Raw genomic sequence first — 16,637 nt, forward strand, 5'->3', positions numbered from 1 at the left:
CGTTGGTAACGCCTGGATGACGAATTTACCCGTGCGTAACTTATCGCGATAACTTCCAGGCAGCCCATCGATCCGTGCGTCTCCGGGAGTGATCCGTGCGCCAGTACAGCGTCCCCGTGCTGGTGGATGTCCCCTCATCCGCCAACCTGACCGACACGGTGTTCCGTCGCGCCGAGGAGGAGCCGGGCGCCGTCGCGCTGCGCCGCAAGCTCGGCGAGGACTGGTCCGCCGTCACCGCCGCGGAGTTCCGCGACCAGGTGGCCGGGGTGGCCAAGGGCCTGATCGCGGCCGGCGTCGAGCCCGGCGACCGGGTCGCCCTGATGTCGCGCACCCGCTACGAGTGGACCGTCATCGACTACGCGATCTGGTCCGCCGGCGCGGTCAGCGTACCGATCTACGAGTCCTCCTCGGCCGACCAGGTCTCCTGGATCGTCTCCGACAGCGGTGCCAGGGCCGTCTTCGTGGAGCTCGACGACCACGAGGCGACCGTCCGCGAGGGCGCGTCCGAGCTGCCGGGGCTCAAGGACGTCTGGCGCATCGAGGGCGGCGCGCTGGAGGAGCTCACCGCGCGCGGCGCCGAGGTCGCCGACGGCACGCTCGCCGAGCGCAGGGCCGCGCGCCAGGGCGGCGACCTGGCCACCGTCGTCTACACCTCGGGCACCACGGGCAGGCCCAAGGGCTGCCGGCTGACGCACGACAACCTGCTGTTCACCGCCAGGAACGTCGCCCGCGGCCCGCTGGAGCGCCTCTTCACCGTGGAGGGCAGGTCGGCGCTGCTCTTCCTGCCCCTCGCGCACGTCTTCGCCCGCATCATCGAGGTCGTGCTGATCGAGACGGGCACGGTGCTGGCGCACACCCCGACCATGAAGAACGTCGGACCCGACCTGCAGGGTTTCCGGCCCACCTTCCTGCTGGGCGTGCCGCGCGTGTTCGAGAAGGTCTACAACTCGGCCGAGCAGAAGGCCACCGCCGAGGGCAAGGGGAAGATCTTCCACGCGGCGGCCGAGACCGCCGTCGCCTGGAGCAGGGCGGAGTCCACCGGCGGCGCCGGAGTGGCCCTGCGCCTGCGGCACCTGGTGTTCGACAAGCTCGTCTACCGCAAGCTGCGCGCCGCCACCGGCGGCAGGCTCCGGGCCGCGGTGTCCGGCGGCTCGGCCCTGGGGGAGCGGCTGGGCCACTTCTTCCGCGGCGCGGGCATCGAGGTCCTGGAGGGCTGGGGCCTCACCGAGACCTCCGCGCCGTCCTCGGTCAACATCCCCGGGGCCAACAAGATCGGCACCGTCGGCAAGCCCTTCCCCGGGGTCGTCATCGGCATCGGCGAGGACGGCGAGGTGCTGGTCAAGGGCCGGCACATCTTCGGCGGGTACTGGAACAACGACGAGGCGACCGCCGAGGTGATCGACGAGGCGGGCTGGTTCCACACCGGCGACATCGGCGAGCTCGACGGGGACGGATACCTCAGCATCACCGGCCGCAAGAAGGAGCTCATCGTCACCGCCGCGGGCAAGAACGTGGCCCCGGGCCCGCTGGAGGACCGCATCCGCGCCCACCCGCTGGTCAGCCAGGCGATGGTGGTGGGCGACGACAGGCCGTTCGTCGCGGCGCTCGTCACGCTCGACGCCGAGGCCCTGGAGCAGTGGAAGACGGCCAACGGCAAGGCCGGCGCCGACCTCGCCGCCCTCAGCTCCGACCCGGCGATCGTCGCCGAGGTCCAGAAGGCCGTGGACGACGCCAACAGGACGGTCTCCAAGGCCGAGCAGATCAAGAAGTTCACCATCCTCGACATCGACATCAGCGAGGAGAGCGGGCACCTCACCCCGACCCTGAAGGTCAAGCGCAACCTGGTCATGCGCGACTTCGCCGACCGGGTCAGCGCCCTCTACGGCTAACCCCGAGCGGGTCGGGCGGGCCGCGTCAGACGGAGCGCGGGCCGGGCCGGGGTCAGGCCGGGACAGGCCGGGGCAGGACGGGCCGGGGACGACGGCTACGGAGCCTCCGCGGGCTCCAGCAGGCGGGCGAAGCGGGCCGCGGTCCGCTCCCAGCTCCACTCGCTCGCGACCCACTCGCGTCCCCGCTCCCCCATGGCCCGCGCGCCGGCCGGGTCCTTGAGCAGGCCGGTCAGGGCCGCCGCGACCTCCTCGGGGCGGGTGCCGTCGACGACCACGCCGGTCTCGCCGTTCAGCACGGCGTCGGGGGCGCCCCCCGAGGAGCCCGCCACCACCGGCAGCCCGGTGGCGGAGGCCTCCAGGTAGACGATGCCGAGCCCTTCGACGTCCACGCCGCCCAGGCGGGTGCGGCACGGCATGGCGAACACGTCGCCCGCGGCGAGATGGCCGGGCAGCGCGGAGTCCGGCACCGGCCCGACGATCCGGACCGAGCCGCCCAGCGGCCGGGCGAGCCGCTCCAGGGTCCCGCGGTACGGGCCGCCGCCGACGATCAGGAGCACCGCGTCGGGGACGTCCCGCAGTACCGCCGGCCAGGCCCGCAGGAGCGTGTCCTGGCCCTTGCGCGCCACCAGCCTGGACAGGCAGACCACCGTCGGCCGCTCCCCCAGGCCCAGCGCCGCGCGGACCCGTCCCCGGCCGGCGCCCGGGTGGAACGTCCGGGTGTCGACGCCGGGCGCCAGCCGCACCAGCCTGTCCTCGGGGAACACCCCGGCCAGCCGCCTGCGGGTGTACTCCCCCAGGTAGGTGACCACGTCGGCCTCCGCGCCGATCCTGGCGAGCATCCGGCGGGCGAGCGGCACCCCGGCCCAGCCCGCCTCGTGGCCGTGGGTGACCATGACCACGCGCCGGGCCCCGGCCTCGCGCATCCTCGGCGCGAGCAGGCCCAGCGGCGCCGCCGCCCCGAAGACCACGGTGTCGCAGCCGAACCGGGAGACCAGGGCGGCGGCCCGGCGGGCCACCGCGGGCGAGGGCAGCATCAGCGAGCCGGAGTGCCGCACGACCGGGTACGGCCGCTCTCGGTCGAAGGCGTCGCAGCCGGGCCAGGCGGGGGCGTACACGACGACCGAGCCGGGTGGGCGGTGGGCGACGAGGCCGTGCACGAACGACTGGATCCCTCCCGCGCGGGGCGGGAAGTCGTTGGTGACGACCAGGGTCCGGCTCACGGCTCGGGCAGGGCGTTCAGCCGGGCCCAGGAGCGCGCCGAGGCGATGCGCTGCGGCGCCGTGGGGTGCGAGGAGTAGAGCAGGTACTCCAGGGGGTCGGGCGACAGGTCCGAGATGTTGGTGGCGGCCAGGCGCCTCTGCATGGCGGCGAACGTCGCCGGGTCCCGGGTCAGGTCCAGCGCGTGCACGTCGGCGCGGGCCTCGACGTGCCTGCTCACCACGTTCTGGACGGGTCCCGACAGGACCGTGGCCAGGCTCACCAGGCCCATGATCAGCCCCGTCGCCCGCGGGTCGCCGAGCGTGCCCACGCCGGTCCGCCGCCGCAGGCCCGGCGCCGAGGCCACCACGTACAGCAGGCATGCCCCGCACGCCGCGCCCAGGCCGCCGACGAGCGTGCCCCAGAGCACGTCGCCGTCCTCGGCGTGGCCCAGCTCGTGCGCGACCACCAGCTCGACCTCGTCGGCGGGCGCCCGCAGCAGCGTGTCGTAGACGACGATCCTGCGGGTGGCGCCGAACCCGGAGACGTAGGCGTTGAGCGCGGTGGTCCGCCGTGAGGCGTCGGCGACGAGCACGTCCTCCACGGGGACGCCGTCCCGGGCGGCCATGACCAGCAGGTCGTCGCGGAGCGGCCCGGCCTCCATCGACCTGAAGTCGTTGAAGATCGGCTCGATGAGCACCGGGTAGGCGAAGGACGCGCCCAGCGTCAGCACGAACACGCCGGCCGACGCCGGGATCCACCAGCGCCGGTGGCGCCGCGCCAGCGCGACCACCGCCAGGACCATGATCGCGGTGAGCGCCGTGCCGACGCCCGCGCTCTTGGCCCGGTCCGCCGCCCACGCGGGCCACTCCTGGGTGGACAGCCCGAACTCGCGCAGGTAGGTCTCCGACCACATCCCCAGCGGCCAGCGCAGGGCCGCGGTGGCCACCGAGATCGTCAGCACGCCGAGCAGCACGCGCGCCCACCAGGGCCCCGGCAGCCGGTCGGCGAGCCTGGCGCCCAGCGGGGTGGCCACCAGCACTCCGGCCACGACCAGCGTCAGGCCGAGCGACAGGTAGCCGGGGACGCCGACCAGCGCGTCGAACGCCTCGGATCGGGCGATCTGCTCGGCGGTGAAGTCCCGCTCCGGGGAGGGGGCGACCGCGGGCGCCGCCGCCGGCAGTGCCCGCCAGGGGGTGGTGAACGCCACGATCGCCAGGGTGACCGCGCCCAGCGCCGCCAGCGCCCACCCGGCCGACCGCGTGCCCGAGGGCGCGTCCGTCCTGCTCAGCGTCATCCCAGTTCCCTCCGGAGGTAGTCGCGCCAGGCCCGGGTGAACCCGGCCGCCGACAGGCCGAGCGTGCTCCCGACATCGCTACCGTAGAGCCTCACCAGCGCCTTCTCCCCGAAGCGCTCCGCGACGAACCTGCAGGCGAGCCACGCCTCCTCGTAGGCCTGCGCGAGCCTCGCGGCGCCGGGGGCGAAGTCCGCGGTCCCGGGCAGGCGGGCGGGCAGGACACCGGCGCGCACCTCGGCGGCCAGTTCCGCGGCGGCGGTCCGCACGGGGATGCCCGCGTCGCGGTACCCGGCGTAGTCCGCGAAGCCCTCCGACAGCCACATCGGCACCCGGCCGCCGCGGGTGGCGCCGGTGGCCACGTGGGCGAGCTCGTGCGTGATCACCACGTCCCTGCCGGCCTCGGTGAGCCGGGCGTAGCCGGACGGCACGACGATCACCCGGTCCGCGGTGGCCAGGGCGGCCAGGGAGGCGAGGGCGGGGGTGCTCCGCGTCCCGGCGATCGCCGCGGCCTCGGCGTCGGTGGCGGGGAACAGGATCAGTGCCCGTACCGGACCCCAGATCGCCGTGACGGTACGGCGAGCCCGGTCGGCCCTGGCGGCGAGGTCCCGCAGGGCGGCGGGCGAGACACGGTGGCCGGCCACCGTGGAGTGCCGGCCCCGAACGACGGTCGTACCGTCCGGCCAGAGGTCGTGGAGGTCGGCGGGGAGGGGTCCCGAGCCGGTGAGCGGACCGGCGCCCAGCAGCGCCAGCAGCCCGGCGAGCACGGCGCGGCGTCCGCGCGGGACGGATCCGCCCGGCGGGGAGCCGTTCGGGACGGACATGTGAGCCGATGGTAGCCGAACACGCGGAAGCGGTCCCGCCCCTCCTGGACGGAGGGACGGGACCGCTGTCGCACGCCGGCGCACCCGCTCGGGTCCGGGCTCCCGCCCGGCCCCGGGGGTTCAGGCGCCCGGTCGGACCGCGCCGGCGAAGGAGGACCTGTAGTGGCCCTGCAGCTTCACGATCCTGACCGTCTTGCCGCTGCTCGGCGAGTGGACCATCCTGCCCTTGCCGACGTACATGCCGACGTGGCCCTTCCCGCTGAAGAACAGCAGGTCACCGGGGCGCAAGCTGCTCCACGAGACCTTCTTCCTGATCGTCCGGTACTGGCTCTGCGTGATCCTGGGGAGGGACACGCCCGCCTTGCGCCAGGCGTAGCGGACGAGCCCCGAGCAGTCGAACGCGCCGGGACCGGAGGCTCCCCACCGGTACGGATCGCCGACCTGCTTCTTGGCCGCCGTGACCGCCTTGAGAGCCTTGACCTTCTGCAGTGCCGCCCTGCTCATCGTGGTCTTCGCCGCGGCCGGGGCCGTGTTCTTCGTCCTGGCCTTGACCTTGACGTTCCTCGCGATCCGGTCGGTGCTCTTCGCACCCCCGGCCCGCGTCGCCTCCGTGCCGCCGGCCTGCTCGAGGACGCCGGTGGGGCTGCTGACCAAGATGTCAGAGGGATTGTCCGTCGTCGCCTGAGCCGCCGTGGACCCCAGGGTGACCGCTCCGGCCGAGGCGGTCAACGTGAGGGCGACGCCGCCCAGCGAAAGGCGGAAAAGGCGCGACAGACGGGGGTTGCGCGAGGTGGTAGACAGGATTTCTCCTTGGTGCTTCCACTGATGCCTACCGGGTTAGCTGACGGATTCGGGCTTGGAAGATGCCCTACGACACAAATGTGCCGATTCACCCCTGGCCACCGTGCCGGGCCTTTTGGGTCCCCGGTTCCATGCCTCCTGGCTGCATGGATTCGGCGGGCCACCGCGATGACGTCCGCCCCTTGCGGGGGCACGGCGGCCGGTTGGATTTCTATGAAGGGACACGGCCCGGAGGCCGTCGTTCACCGCGGCGGCATGGCTTGCACGTCGCGCAGCCAGAAGTTACTCCGATCGCCACGTTTCGGCAAAGGGTTCCTCGAAAAGGAGTATCGAGTCGGCATCTTGATCCCGCCGTTACCGCTGCGTGATGCCTGTTTATGCGATCGAGATATGACTCTCGTCACACGGGCTCGTCAATCCCGGAAAAGGCGATTTTTGTTATCTTCATCACATCGTGGGATCGCTGCGGCGACCGGCCCGGGAGGCCGGGACCCGGCCGTCCGGGCCCCGGCCGTCCCGGGCCCCGGCCGTCCCGGATCCCGGGCGGCGGTTCAGCTCAGCCGCCGTTCGAGGTGGAAGGCCACCTCCTCACCGGCCTCGCGCTTGCCGATGAGCCTGCACAGCTCCGCCCGCAGGGGCAGCCAGTGCGGGCCCGAGCCCGAGGGCATGAGCGTGGCCGTGAAGGGGTGACCGTCGATCGTCCCGGCGACCTTCACGGCCCTCCTCGTGCCGAGGACCTCGGCCGAGCCCGGCACGGTCACGAAGGTGGCGAAGGCGCCGTCCTTCTCGATCGGGGCGGTGAAGGTGTGGTCGAGCGGCTGAGGGGTCGTGGGTGTGGGCATGGTCGTCGTCTCCCGGTTCCTGTGTGCGGTGCGCCTCCGTGGGCCCGGAGGAGGCCGATGGTCGGTAGGGATGACTCCCGCGAGGCGCTGAAATCGTCGCCGCCGCACGAGATCTCTTCACCGGCACCGATGGACGCCCCCCCCCGGAACGGGAAGTCCCTCCCGGGGACGTGGCCCCCTCGGAAACGCACGACCGCCCCACGCACGACCGCCCCACGCGCGGCCGAGAGCCGCCGGGGGGGCACGGCCCCCTCAGGGGCGGACGGCCCCGACGAGACGGCGGCCGTAGGCCGACATCGGGACGACCTTGACCACGTCGCCGGTCTGCGGGGCGTGCACGATCTTGCCGTCGCCCGCGTACATGCTGACGTGTCCCAGACCCTCGCTGAAGATGAGGTCGCCCGGCTGCAGGGCGTCCAGCGAGACCTTGCGGCTCGCGCCCCAGCTCCACTGCTCCCAGGTCGTACGGGGAATGCTGACCCCGCCGCTGCGCCAGGAGGCCTGCACCAGGCCCGAGCAGTCCCAGCCGCCGGGGCCGGTGCCGCCGTACTGGTAGGGCTTGCCCACCTGGGCGAAGGCGAACTGCAGGGCGGCGCGGGCGTTGCCCGAGGCGGAGCCGCTGTACTGGATCCCGGCACTGTCCGGGTTGCCCGTCCGGAAGGCGCCGAGCTCGCGCAGGAGCTTCGTCTGCGCCTTGACCATCTTGTCGGCCTTGGCCTTCTCCTCGGCCAGCTCGTCGCGGATCTCGTCGGTCTCGGCCAGCACCTTCTTGGCCGCCTCCCGGCCGGCCCGCAGCTCCCTGGTGGCCTCGTTGAAGGCGTCGAGGGCCCGCGCCCGGGAGGCGGCCATCTGGTCGGCGGCGGCCATCCCGCTCAGCAGCGCCGAGGGATCGGGCTGGGCGATCATGTTCTCCCAGCCGGTGACCGGGCCGGTCTGGTAGGTGCTGACGGCCAGCGAGACGAGTTCCTCGCGCAGCCCGGTGACCCGCTCGCCGCGCCGGGTCAGCTCGCCGTTGAGCTCCCGGTACTTCTTCTTGGCCCGCTTCCACTTCTCCGAGGCCTGGTTGTACTTCTCCACGACCTGGTCGGCCTGCTCGTTGAGCTTCGCCAGCTTCTTCCTCGCCTGGGTGAGGGTGGGCTTGGGCTCCGCGACCGCCCCGCCCACCGGCACCATCATCAGCGCCAGGGCGAGACCGGCGACCACCGGTATCCGACTCAGTCCAACCGGCATGCCCGCCACGGCCACGTCAACGCCTCCCAGATACACAGACCTGCGGCGAATAGTACAGAAGAAGTAATGATTGGCTCACCTTTTCGCCGGGTTTGCCCCAAACGATGATGGCCGCTTCCGTGCCGTGGACCGTGGACCGTGGACCGTGGACCGCTTCCGCCGGACGGCGGTACCGGTTACCCGCAGGTGGCGATGGCGCAGACCTTGGCGGTCATCCTCCTCGCGTCGCGCAGCTGGGTGGCCCAGTCGCTCCTGGCGGGCTTGGCGTACTCCCCGGCCCACAGGTAGACCAGGACCGCGTCGCCCTTCCTGACCAGTACGCTCCGGTCACCGCCCACCCCGGCCCTGCCGTCGTAGTAGACCTGGCCGGCGACTCTCAGCGCCTCGTCGCCGAGCCCGCCCAGCCGCGCGGAGGCGTAGCGGTAGGTCGAGGCGGACCCGGTGCCGGAACGGCACGCGCCCAGGGCCGCGCGCACCTGGGAGACCGCCCTGACGGCGTCGGCCGGCGTCCGGTACAGCACGACCTGCTCGACCTTCAGGAAGTCCGGCACGGCGGTGTACGTCACCGTCCGCGCGGCCAGGCGGCCGGTCCTGGCCAGCGTGCTCCGGTCGCACGGGTTCACCGCCAGCTTGGCCTTCACCGAGCCGCTGACCTTCCAGTTCGTCTGGGGGTCGTCGTCCTTGCCGGCGGCGTCCCTCTCGTACAGCAGGAAGCCCCTGGGAATGGCGGCCGCTCCGGCCGCGGGTGCCCCCGCGGCGGGCACGCCCGTGGCGGGCGCGGTGAGCGCGGCGGGGGCCGCCGCGGCGGGAGCGGCGGGGGCCGCGGTGACCGCGCCGCCCGCCAGGACGGTGAGGGCGAGCGCTGTGATCTTCTTCATGGGGACATCCTCCCGGGTGTTCGATGCGCGAATCACCCGAAAGGTTCACGCACGACCGAGACGCCTCAGAAGCAGGACCGCCGGCACGGGACGGGCGCCCATCCTGCGGACCGAGTCGGCCACCTCGCGGTCGGAGGAGACCACCGCGACCGCCCGCCCGGTGGGCTCGGCGCGCACCAGCTGGCGGATCAGGTCGTCGGCGATCTGCCCGGGGGCGCTGAACATCACGCGTACCCCGCGCGGCGCCGACACCGGCACCGGCCCGTTCAGCTCGGCGCCGTCGAAGACGCAGGTCAGCTCGGTGCGGGTCTGCGCGTAGAGCGCGCCCAGGCCGGTGAGCAGGCGGTTGCGCTGGTCGGCGAGGGTGAACGTGCCGTAACCGGACTTGGTCACGTTGTAGCCGTCCACGATGAGGTGGATCTGCGGCAGCGCGAGCAGCTGGTCGAGCAGGGCGGGGTCGTCGTCGGCCAGCGCCCGCGCCGGGACGGCCTGCACACCCTGCCTGCCCGGCGCCACGGCGGCGACCGAGTCGGCGGGCCGGTGGATGCCCGACGGCAGCGCGAGCTCCCTGCGCAGCCCCGCCGCGGCGTCCTGGAGGGCGTCCAGCAGCATGCGCACCTTGGTGTCCTCCACGCTGCGGCCCTCGCGGGCGGCCCTGCGGGTGGCCTCGAGCTGACGCTCGGCGTCGGCCAGGCGCTCGCGCAGGCGGCGCAGCTCGCTCTCCATGCTGCTTCCGGCCGAGGTAGCGGCCGTCTTGGCCTCGGCGGCGACCTCGGCCGCCTCGGTGGCGCGCGCCTCGGCGGCCCTGGCCCGCTCCCTGGCGTCGTGCAGCCGGTGGCGCAGGTCGGACACCTCCGAGCGGGAGGCCTTGAGCTGCTCGCGCAGCCGGTCGGCCTCGTCCTTGGCGGCGGTCTTCTGGGCGGCGAGCTGCTCGCGCAGCCGGGCGACCGTCTGCTCCTGGGCCGACCCCTCGGCGACGGCGGCCGACCGCTCCAGGTCGGCCCGGGCCGTCTCCACCATCTCCGCCCAGCCGGGGGGCCGGGTCAGGTAGGCGGCGGCGGCCACCATGACGGGCTCGGCGGCCGGCGGCACGGTGCCCTCGGCCAGGCTCGCGACCAGCTCGGGCCAGCCGGTGGTCAGCGTCTCGGCGACCAGCTCACGGAACTTCTTGTCGGTCTCCAGCTGCGCCGCGATCGGCGTGCCGCCGAGCTTGGCGCGCTTGCGGGGGTCGAACCTGGCGATCCCCTTGAGCGGCGGCGGGACCGAGGCGGCGGGCATCGACCCGAGGATCTGGGACGCCAGCTCCACCACATGTGAACGGACCTGCTCGGGTAACGGACGAGACAGGCCCTCTCCGGCTGAACTCATCACGGCCCCTACTCGGATCGGCATTCACGTCAAGGGTACGGCTAGCGCACCCTGACCCCGACCTGACCGAGGACGACCGGCGCCCGGCCCGCCGGTGAACCCGTTGTGGACAAGCGATTGCTCATAGGTTACGACTGTGCGGATCACTTTGTGACCCACGCCACCCGGGAGAGCGATGGACGAGCAACGCCGGCAGGCCAGGGGGATGCGGACCTCGACCCGTGACCTGGAGGAGTTGCGCGAGCGGCTCCGTTCCTGGCTCGCCGGCCGGGTGGGGGCCCCGGTGACGATCTCCCGGCTCGCCCACCCGTCGGGGAACGGGATGTCCAGCGAGACCCTGATCTTCGACGCGCGGTGGACCTCCGGCGGCGAGGGCCGCGAGGGCCGCGAGGGCGACGGTGTCGGCCAGGGTCGTGAGGGCCGCGACGGCGGCGGCGGCGGCGGCGAGGTCCAGGAGGTCCGCTGCGTGGCCAGGATGGCGCCGGCGAGCGAGGCGGTGCCGGTCTTCCCCGACTACGACCTCGGCAGGCAGTTCGGGGTCATGCGCCTGGTCAGGGAGCGCGCGGGCGTGCTCGCCCCGCCGACCCTGTGGTACGAACCCGACCCGGGACCGCTGGGGACCCCCTTCTTCGTGATGGAGCGCCTGGACGGCGACGTGCCGCCGGACGTGCTGCCGTACACCTTCGAGGGCTGGCTGCTGGACGCCTCCCCGGCCGACCGCGCCCGGTTGCAGCGGCGGAGCGTGGAGATCCTGGCCAGGCTGCACGACGCCCCGTTCACCGACGGGGAGATGGCCGCGCTACGGCCTCCCGGCGCGGGCGGGCCGGCGTTGCGCGCGCACGTCGACGAGCAGCGCGCCTACTACGAGTGGGCGCACGGCGCGATGCGGGTCCCGCTGCTGGAGCGGGCGTTCGGCTGGCTGGAGGAGCACTGGCCCGCAGACCCCGGGCCCGACGTGCTGAGCTGGGGGGACGCCCGCATCGGGAACGTGATGTACCGGGACTTCGCCCCGGTGGGGGTGCTGGACTGGGAGATGGCCACGGTCGCCCCCCGGGAGCTGGACCTCGGCTGGATGATCTTCCTGCACCGGTTCTTCCAGGACGTGGCCGAGTCCATGGGCCTGCCGGGCCTGCCGGATTTCATGCGACCCGAAGACGTATGCCGCACATACCGGGAAATGACGGGATACGCCCCTCGGGACATGGAGTTCTACGAGGTCTACGCCGCGCTGCGGCACGGCGTCATCATGGCCCGCGTCTGGCACCGCCGCATCCACTTCGGCGAGCAGCCCATGCCCGCCGACCCCGACGACCTGGTGCTCCACCGCCACCGGCTCGAACGGATGATCGAGGAGGATCGTCACGGCTGAGCGGCGCCCGCCCGGGTTCCCGGTGGTCGCGGCGCGGCCCCGTGGCGGGACCTCCCGGCGGGCTCCCGGCGGGGGAGGCGGTGCGCTAAATGTCGGTCGGGGCTTCTAGGGTCGTGAATCGTGGACTACGCCGTACAGGGAACGCTCGACGAGCTGGGCACACCGCTCAGCCAGGTCACCTTCGTCGTGTTCGACCTGGAGACCACCGGCGTCTCGGCGGGCGAGCACGCGATCACCGAGATCGGCGCGGTCAAGGTCAGGGGCGGCGAGGTGCTCGGCGAGTTCGGCACCCTCGTCGACCCCGGCGGGCCGATCCCGCCGTTCATCTCGGTGCTGACCGGCATCACCGACGTCATGGTGGCGGCGGCGCCCAGGATCGAGGCGGTGCTGCCGTCCTTCCTGGAGTTCGCCGCCGGCTCCACCCTGGTGGCGCACAACGCCGGGTTCGACATGGGCTTCCTCAAGGCGGCCTGCGCCGCCCACGACCATCCCCCGCCCGGCCACCAGGTGGTCGACACCGTCGGCCTGGCCCGGCGGCTGCTGACCCGCGACGAGGCGCCCAACTGCAAGCTCGCCACGCTGGCGAGGATCTTCAGCGGCACCGAGCCCTGCCACCGGGCGCTCGCCGACGCGCGGGCCACCGCCGACGTGCTGCACGCGCTGCTGGAACGCGCCGGCTCCTTCGGGGTGCACACGCTGGAGGAGCTCAAGGGCTTCGTCCGCGCGCCCACGCCCGAGCAGCGCCGCAAGAGGCACCTGGCCGACTCCGTGCCCCCGGGCCCGGGCGTGTACGTGTTCGAGGACGAGGGCGGCGACCCGCTCTACGTCGGCAAGAGCGTCGACCTGCGCAACCGCGTGCGCAGCTACTTCACCGCCGGCGAGACCCGGCCCCGCATCCGGGAGATGGTCGGCATCGCCGCGCGGGTCAGGTCCATCTCCTGCGCCACCCCGCTGGAGGCGGAGGTCAGGGAGCTGCGGCTGATCGGCTCGGCCAAGCCCCGCTACAACCGCAGGTCGCGCTCCCCGGAGAAGATGTTCTGGCTCAAGCTGACCGACGAGACCTTCCCCCGCCTGTCGGTGGTCCGCGAGGTCAAGGACGACGACGCCTCCTATCTCGGGCCCTTCTCCAGCACCCGCGCCGCCGAGGACGCCCGCGCGGCGCTGCACGAGGCGATCCCGCTGCGGCAGTGCAGCGAGCGGATCACCGTCCGCACCCGGCGGTCGGCCTGCGCGCTCGCCGAGATCGGCAGGTGCGGGGCGCCGTGCGAGGGCCGCCAGACCCCCGGCGAGTACGCCGTGCACGTGATCGAGGCCCGCCGGGCGCTGGAGCTGGACGCGGCACCGGTCTTCTCGGCCATCGAGGCGCGGATGGAGCGCCTGGCGCTCGACCAGCGCTACGAGGAGGCCGCGGCCGACCGCGACCGGCTCGCCGCCTACGTCCGCACCTCGGCCAGGATGCAGCGGCTGCGGTCGCTGACCTCGATCCCCCAGCTCGTCGCCGCCGCCCCGCTGTCCGGCGGCCGGTGGGAGATCCACGTGGTGCGCTACGGCCGCCTGGCCTCGGCGGGGGTGATGCCCTCCGGCGCCCATCCCACCCCGTTCGTCGAGGCGCTGACGGCCACCGCGGAGACCGTCCCGCCGGGGATCGGGCCGGTCCACGCGGCCAGCGCCGAGGAGACCGAGTGCGTGCTCCGCTGGCTGGAGACGCCCGGGGTCCGGCTGGTGGAGGTGGAGGGCACCTGGAGCCTGCCCGTCTCGGGCGCCGGGAGGCTCAAGGCGCGCATCGACCGCGCCTACCGCGGGGGCGAGCCGCGCCGGGCGCGCGAGGGCCGCCCGCTGCGCTGAGGGCCGCCCGCCGCGGCTCGCCCCCGCGTAGGGCCGCCCGCCGCGCGCGGGACCGCACTGGTAGCTTCTGAGGCGGCAGGCAGCACTCAACGAGGAGGAAGCTCGTGGTCACCGCGATCGTGCACATCAACGCCGAGGTGGACCGGATCCCCGAGGTCGCCCAGACGATCGCCGAGATCGACGGGGTGAGCGAGGTCTACTCGATAACCGGGGAGTACGACCTGATGGCCATGATCCGGGTGAGCGCCTACGAGGAGATCGCCGAGCTGGTCCCGGGGCGGATCAACAAGGTGGCCGGGGTGCTGCACACCGAGACGCACATCGCCTTCCGGGCCTACTCCCGGCACGACCTCGACGCCGCCTTCTCGATCGGCCTGGGCGAGTCCGACTAGCGCCCGCGTGAGCGGGTCCGGCGGGGTTCCCTCCCCGGGCGGGCGGTTCCGGCCGGGCTCCGCGTCCGGGCGGGCGGCCCCGCCGGCTCCCCTCTCCGGGCCGGGGGTCACCTCACCGGCGGTGGGCAGCCTGGCCCGCACCTCGAACCCCCCGCCGCGCAGGACGCCCGCCTCCAGCGTCCCCCCGAACAGGGTGGCGCGCTCGCGCATGCCGAGCAGCCCGTGCCCGGCGGCCCCCGGCGGGGCGGACCGGCCGTCGTCGCGGACGAGCACGTCCAGGAAGCCCGGCCGCCACCGCAGCGTGACGCGGGCCGAGCCGGCGCCGGCGTGCCGCAGGGTGTTGCCGAGCGCCTCCTGGACGATCCGGTAGGCCACCAGTTCCAGGGCGAGCCCGACCTCGGCCGGACGGCCCTCCCGCACGATCTCCACGGCCAGCCCCTCGGCCCTGACCCCGGCGAGCAGGTCGTCCAGGTCCGACAGCCTGGGCTGCGGCGTCCTGCCGGTGGAGGGGCCGTCGAGGTCCAGCAGCGACAGGGCGCGCTGGAGCTCGACCAGGGTCTGGCGGCCCGACTCCTCGGCCACCCGCAGGGTCTCCCTGGCGCGCCCGGGATCCTTCTCCATGATCATTCGCCCGGCGCCCACGCCGAGCGTCATCATGCTCATCCCGTGCGCGACGACGTCGTGCAGTTCCCGGGCGATGCGCGCCCGGCGCTCGGCGAACCGGGCGCGGGCCAGCTCCCGCCCCTGGTCGGCGAACCTGTCCTCCTGGGATCTGAGCCTGAGCAGCAGCAGCCTGCGCTCGCGCACCAGGAGCACGACGACCAGGCAGAGGCCCAGGAGGCCCAGGAGGCCCAGGGTCACGCACGCCAGCGGGAGGGGGAACATCTGCCCGGTCGGGAAGAGGGCGCGCCACATGGACGCAATCTAGGGCGGCCCCGCACAGGGCCGCGTCCCCTCGTGGGCTGATCCTCGATCAGCCCACGAGGGGACGGCTCCGCGTCGGGACGGGCTGTCAGGACCGCCCGCGCACCGGGCCTTCGGGGGCGAGGCGTCAGGAGCGCCCGCGCGGCCGGCTGACCTCGATCCAGCGCTCCAGGGCGCCGGCGGCGGCGCCGGAGTCGACGGCCCGCACGGCGCGCTCGTACCCGGCGGTCATCGCGGCGTTCAGGTCCTCGGCGGTGACCCCGCCGTCCGCGGTGACGCCGTCGAGGGCGACCAGGGCGGCGGCGGCGTTCAGCAGCACGGCGTCGCGGACCGGGCCGGTCCGGCCGTCGAGCAGGTCGCGGACGGCCTGGGCGTTGAAGGTCACGTCCCCGCCGCGCAACGCGTCCGGCGCGGCCCTGGGGATGTCCAGCACGGCCGGGTCGAACACGGTCCGCTCGGCCTGGCCGCCGCGCACCACCCAGACCGTGGAGGTCGTGGAGGTGGTCAGCTCGTCCAGCCCGTCGTCGCCCCGGAACACGAGCGCGGAGACGCCGCGCTCGGCGAACACGCCGGCCACCACCGGGAGCATGCGCGCGTCGAAGATGCCGATCGCCTGGGCGGCGGGCCTTGCCGGGTTGGTCAGCGGGCCCAGGAAGTTGAAGATCGTGGGGATGCCCAGCTCCTTGCGGGTCGGTCCCACGAAACGCAGCGCCGGGTGGTAGACGGGCGCGAAGCAGAAGGCGATCCCGGCCTCCACCGCGACCCTGGCGGTCTCGGCGGGGGGAAGGTCGAGCACGATGCCGAGGTGTTCCAGGACGTCGGCGGCGCCGCAGGAGGAGGAGGCGGCCCGGCCGCCGTGCTTGACGACCCTGGCCCCGGCCCCGGCGGCCACGATCGCGGCCATGGTGGAGACGTTGACGGTGTGGGCGCGGTCCCCGCCGGTGCCGACGACGTCGACGGCCGGGCCCTCGACCGACAGCGGCACGGCCCGCTCCAGCATGATGCGCGCCAGGCCGGCCACCTCGGCGACCGTCTCGCCCTTGGCCCGCAGCGCCACGGCGAACCCGGCGATCTGGGCGGAGGTGGCCGATCCCGACATGATCTGATCCATCGCCCAGGCGGCCTCGTCGGCCGTCAGGTGCTCGCCCGCGATGAGGGCGGACAACAGCGCGGGCCAGGTGGTACGCGCGTCCATGGGGGTCTCCTGGGGGGTCGCTACTGGGCGGTCAGGCGGGTGGACAGGCGGCGGCGCATCAGGTCGGCGACGGTCTCGGCGAGCACCACCGGGTCGATCGGGTGCGGCACCACGGCCTCGGCGCGCGACCACTCGGCCAGCCAGCGGTCGTCACGGCGGGCGATCAGCAGGCAGATCGGCGGGCAGTCGTGGACCTCGTCCTTGGCCTGGCGGGCCACGCCCATGCCGCCGGCCGGCTTGGCCTCGGCGTCGAGCACGGCGACGTCGATCTCACCGGAGTCGAAGTACTGGACGACCTTGGCGTGGGTGGCGCACTCCACGATCTCGACGAAGGGCACGTCGGCGGCGGGGCGGCGGCCGACGGCCTGCCTGACCCGCTCACGGGTGCTCGCGTCGTCGCTGTAGACGAGGATCCTCATCCTGTCGTCGGTGCTCTCGCCGGTGCTCACGGTCGCGCTCACTGTCCCTCGCACGTCGATGTATGGTCACCTGGGATGCTACCGGTCGGCCGCCCCCGGCACCCAGGCCGGAGTCGCTGCCGGGCGAATTGCCCCATAGATCCCCTTTGAGGGGACGTATGGGCTCCCTA

At 73.7% G+C, this 16,637-nt stretch carries 14 protein-coding genes, 1 pseudogene and 1 riboswitch; of the genes and pseudogenes, 4 read left to right on the top strand and 11 right to left on the bottom strand.

All coding sequences use genetic code 11. From position 1 onward, the window contains the following. Positions 1–95 precede the first annotated feature (95 nt). Positions 96–1,889, top strand: coding sequence for an AMP-dependent synthetase/ligase (locus AB0G16_RS25160; RefSeq protein ID WP_362809565.1), 1,794 nt, complete (start codon positions 96–98; stop codon positions 1,887–1,889). Between the two features lie 95 nt (positions 1,890–1,984). Here the strand turns inward: AB0G16_RS25160 and AB0G16_RS25165 are convergent, their stop codons facing one another. From AB0G16_RS25165 to AB0G16_RS25200, 8 genes are all read right to left on the bottom strand, one after another. Next, positions 1,985–3,109 (bottom strand): glycosyltransferase family 4 protein, encoded by a 1,125-nt coding sequence (locus tag AB0G16_RS25165; RefSeq protein ID WP_362809568.1) that lies wholly within the window; start codon positions 3,107–3,109, stop codon positions 1,985–1,987. Beyond that, positions 3,106–4,383 (bottom strand): M48 family metallopeptidase, encoded by a 1,278-nt coding sequence (locus AB0G16_RS25170; protein ID WP_362809571.1) that lies wholly within the window; start codon positions 4,381–4,383, stop codon positions 3,106–3,108. Before AB0G16_RS25170 ends, AB0G16_RS25165 begins: the two co-directional genes overlap by 4 nt. Next, the gene (locus AB0G16_RS25175) at positions 4,380–5,204 is read right to left on the bottom strand and encodes a hypothetical protein (RefSeq protein WP_362809574.1); all 825 of its coding nucleotides are present in this window, start codon (positions 5,202–5,204) and stop codon (positions 4,380–4,382) included. Before AB0G16_RS25175 ends, AB0G16_RS25170 begins: the two co-directional genes overlap by 4 nt. A 120-nt stretch (positions 5,205–5,324) precedes the next feature. After that, positions 5,325–5,858, bottom strand: coding sequence for a C40 family peptidase (locus tag AB0G16_RS25180; protein WP_362809577.1), 534 nt, complete (start codon positions 5,856–5,858; stop codon positions 5,325–5,327). 157 nt (positions 5,859–6,015) lie between these two features. Next, positions 6,016–6,173, bottom strand: a riboswitch (cyclic di-AMP (ydaO/yuaA leader). A 383-nt stretch (positions 6,174–6,556) separates the two neighbouring features. After that, positions 6,557–6,847: a DUF1905 domain-containing protein gene (locus AB0G16_RS25185; protein ID WP_362809580.1), complete on the bottom strand. Its 291-nt coding sequence runs from the start codon at positions 6,845–6,847 to the stop codon at positions 6,557–6,559. Positions 6,848–7,099: 252 nt separating this feature from the next. Further along, on the bottom strand, positions 7,100–8,077 hold the full coding sequence (locus AB0G16_RS25190; RefSeq protein WP_362809583.1) for an NlpC/P60 family protein: 978 nt from the start codon (positions 8,075–8,077) through the stop codon (positions 7,100–7,102). 176 nt (positions 8,078–8,253) lie between these two features. Further along, entirely contained in the window at positions 8,254–8,955 is a 702-nt protein-coding gene (locus tag AB0G16_RS25195; RefSeq protein ID WP_362809586.1) for a hypothetical protein, read from the bottom strand. A 45-nt stretch (positions 8,956–9,000) separates the two neighbouring features. Continuing rightward, positions 9,001–10,266, bottom strand: a complete 1,266-nt coding sequence (locus tag AB0G16_RS25200) for an NYN domain-containing protein (protein ID WP_362809589.1) — start codon at positions 10,264–10,266, stop codon at positions 9,001–9,003. Between the two features lie 232 nt (positions 10,267–10,498). Between AB0G16_RS25200 and AB0G16_RS25205 the strand changes: the two genes are divergently transcribed. The 3 genes from AB0G16_RS25205 to AB0G16_RS25215 all read left to right on the top strand — a co-directional run bounded on the left by AB0G16_RS25205 (position 10,499) and on the right by AB0G16_RS25215 (position 13,929). Beyond that, the gene (locus AB0G16_RS25205; protein ID WP_362809591.1) at positions 10,499–11,692 is read left to right on the top strand and encodes a phosphotransferase family protein; all 1,194 of its coding nucleotides are present in this window, start codon (positions 10,499–10,501) and stop codon (positions 11,690–11,692) included. Between the two features lie 120 nt (positions 11,693–11,812). After that, positions 11,813–13,537 (top strand): DEDD exonuclease domain-containing protein, encoded by a 1,725-nt coding sequence (locus AB0G16_RS25210; protein ID WP_362809594.1) that lies wholly within the window; start codon positions 11,813–11,815, stop codon positions 13,535–13,537. 104 nt (positions 13,538–13,641) lie between these two features. Then, positions 13,642–13,929 (top strand): Lrp/AsnC ligand binding domain-containing protein, encoded by a 288-nt coding sequence (locus tag AB0G16_RS25215; protein WP_362809663.1) that lies wholly within the window; start codon positions 13,642–13,644, stop codon positions 13,927–13,929. 132 nt (positions 13,930–14,061) lie between these two features. Here AB0G16_RS25215 and AB0G16_RS25220 read toward each other — a convergent pair. The 3 genes and pseudogenes from AB0G16_RS25220 to AB0G16_RS25230 all read right to left on the bottom strand — a co-directional run. Further along, positions 14,062–14,844, bottom strand: a pseudogene (locus tag AB0G16_RS25220) (histidine kinase); the annotation flags it as partial. Positions 14,845–14,980: 136 nt separating this feature from the next. Beyond that, positions 14,981–16,048, bottom strand: a complete 1,068-nt coding sequence (gene trpD / locus AB0G16_RS25225) for an anthranilate phosphoribosyltransferase (RefSeq protein ID WP_362809597.1) — start codon at positions 16,046–16,048, stop codon at positions 14,981–14,983. A 20-nt stretch (positions 16,049–16,068) separates the two neighbouring features. Beyond that, positions 16,069–16,467 carry a hypothetical protein gene (locus tag AB0G16_RS25230; protein ID WP_362809666.1) on the bottom strand — a complete coding sequence of 133 codons (399 nt, stop codon included), beginning with the start codon at positions 16,465–16,467 and terminating at the stop codon, positions 16,069–16,071. Positions 16,468–16,637: the final 170 nt, after the last annotated feature.

It is taken from the genome of Streptosporangium sp. NPDC023615 (assembly GCF_040640155.1).
Lineage (GTDB): Bacteria > Actinomycetota > Actinomycetes > Streptosporangiales > Streptosporangiaceae > Streptosporangium.